Genomic DNA, 2,390 nt, shown 5'->3' with positions numbered 1-2,390 from the left:
CCCGATCCGCCTGCTCGAATCGGGCCCGGCGGCCGGAGCGATCGGCGCCGCCTATGTCGGCGCCCAGCTCGGCATGGACCGCCTCATCGCCTTCGACATGGGCGGCACCACCGCGAAGGTCTGCATCGTGGAGGGCGGCGAGCCGACCGTGCGCAACGGCTTCGAGGTCGGGCGCGTGCACCGGCTGAAGCAGGGCTCGGGGCTCCCGGTGTCGATGCCCGTCGTCGACATGATCGAGATCGGCGCGGGTGGCGGCTCGATCGCCGCGCTCGACGGCCTCGGCCTGCTGAAGGTCGGCCCCCACTCGGCAGGCTCACGCCCCGGACCCGCCGGCTACGGACTCGGCGGCGAGGAACCCACCGTCACAGACGCCGACATCGTGCTCGGCTACCTCGACCCCGACTACTTCCTCGGCGGTCGCATGACACTGGATGCCGCGGCATCCCGTCAGGCGATGGTGTCGCGACTCGGCTCCGCGTTCGGTCACGACCCGGTTGCCGCGGCGGCCGGCATCGCCCGGGTCGTCGACGAGCACATGGCTCTCGCCGTGCAGGTGCACGCGACCGAGCACGGGCACGACCCGCGCACCTTCCCGATGGTCGCCTTCGGCGGTGCCGCCCCGGTGCATGCGGCGCGCATCGCCCGCATCCTCGGGGTGTCCCACGTGGTGATCCCGGCCGCCGCGGGCGTGCTCTCGGCGACCGGTCTCCTCGTGGCCCCGCCGATGGTCGAGGAGTCACGCACGCGCCTGCTCGAGCTGCGCGACTGGGACGCCGCGGCGGTCGAGGCGATCTACGCCGACCTCGTCGCCCAGGCCCAGCGCGAACTCGGCACCGACGTCGCCCGCATCGACCGGTTCGTCGAGATGCGCTTCCTCGGGCAGGGCTTCGAGATCGAGGTGGCCGTCGGCGACGGCGACGACCCCGCGGGCTACCGGGATCGCTTCGTGCGCGAGTACGAGCACATCTACGGCGTCACACCCGACTACGAACGCATCGAGATCGTCACCTGGCGCGTGCGGGTCTACGGGCCGTTCACCGTACCGACCCTCACCCGCACGGTGAGCCCCGACGCCAGCGAGGAGCGCACCCGCACCCGCACCGCCTGGTTCGCCGAGACGGGTCTGGTCGAGGTGCCGGTGCGGCGCATGCTCTCACTCCCGCCCGAGGAGCGGGTGACGGGTCCCGCGATCCTCCAGCTGCCCGAGAGCACCGCGGTCGTCGGCCCCGACGACATCGCCTGGCTCGATCAGCACGGCAACCTGCACGTCGAGATCGCGGTGCGACGCCCCGAGACGGCGGATGCCGCGGCGCTGAGCGGGGCGCGCTCATGAGCCTCGAGCGGGCCGAGGGCCTGCTCGCCGGACTCGGGATCTCCACCGGTCGCGGTGGTGAGCCGGCCACGAGCACCGAACGCTTCGCCGACGGCGGCTGGTACAAGTGGGAGGTCGCGGGCGCGCTCGATGCCGCTGCCGTCGCCGCGATCGACGACGCGCTGCGCCGCGACGGGGCGCGTCTCCACCAGGCGACGAACACCGTCGGCACGATGCGCTACCTCGACCACGAGATCGTCGACCTCGTGAACGAGGCGGCGGGGCGCGGCATCCAACTGCGGATGGCCGTGGGGCCGCGCGGCACCTACGACATCGGCGGCCAGAAGTTCGCCGCCGGTCCGGTGGCGGCGGCCAGCGCCTACCGCCTGCGCGGCGGGGAACAGCTTGCGCAGGGCCTCGAGGACGTGCTGCACGCGGTCGGGCTGGGCGTGCGCGGGTTCCTCGTGTTCGACGAGGGGCTGCTGCTCGTCCTGGCACGGCTGCGCGCGGCGGGGGAGCTTCCCGCCGAGGTGCGGCTGAAGGCGTCCTCGAACATGGGTGCCGCCAACCCCGCCCATGCGCTCCTGCTTGCCGATGCGGGTGCCGACTCGGTCAACCTGCAGCGCGATCTGGATGTCGCGATGCTCGCCGCCGTGCGCGCGACGACCGCGGTCGCACTCGACCTGCACACCGACAACCCCCGCTCGACCGGCGGCTTCGTGCGCGGCTACGACGTGCCCGAGTTCGTGCGGGTCGCCGCCCCGGTCTACCTGAAGGCCGGTAACGCCGCCCAGGACTTCTCGGATGACGCGCCCACCCCGGCGGTCGTCGCGGGCATCGTCCGACAGATCCTGCTCGATCGCCAGCTGCTCGAGCGCCATTTCCCCGAGGCGACAGCCTCCGACACGCCTGAGTTCTAGGAGTACACACCATGACCCAGTGGGATGCAGCGACGCTGCAGATCGTCTGGCAGCGACTCATCTCCGTCGCCGATGAGATGGCGGCGGTGCTGCTGCGCACCGCCTTCAGCTCGGTGGTGCGGGAGTCGAACGACCTGGCCTGCGCCGTGCTCACCGCG

3 protein-coding genes are annotated in these 2,390 nt (G+C 72.4%); all 3 read left to right on the top strand.

Translation table 11 applies throughout. From position 1 onward, the window contains the following. Positions 1–1,333: hydantoinase/oxoprolinase family protein (locus tag ASG00_RS02585; RefSeq protein WP_235559088.1), on the top strand; the 1,333-nt coding region annotated here is incomplete at its 5' end. Then, positions 1,330–2,232 (top strand): hypothetical protein, encoded by a 903-nt coding sequence (locus ASG00_RS02580; protein ID WP_056206628.1) that lies wholly within the window; start codon positions 1,330–1,332, stop codon positions 2,230–2,232. The genes ASG00_RS02585 and ASG00_RS02580, both read left to right, overlap by 4 nt. 11 nt (positions 2,233–2,243) lie before the next feature. Continuing rightward, the coding region (locus tag ASG00_RS18825; protein WP_156456184.1) for a hydantoinase B/oxoprolinase family protein at positions 2,244–2,390 on the top strand (147 nt) is incomplete at its 3' end.

Origin of the sequence: Microbacterium sp. Leaf351, from assembly GCF_001423825.1 — a bacterium.
GTDB classification, from domain to species: Bacteria; Actinomycetota; Actinomycetes; order Actinomycetales; family Microbacteriaceae; genus Microbacterium; species Microbacterium ginsengisoli.
Note: the sequence above shows the minus strand (reverse complement) of the source record. Positions and strands in the feature narration are given on the sequence as shown.

What these genes read in the sequence shown, in the direction of transcription:
- ASG00_RS02580 (WP_056206628.1), top strand. Translation starts at nt 1,330, where the DNA reads ATGAGCCTCGAGCGGGCCGAGGGCCTGCTCGCCGGACTCGGGATCTCC.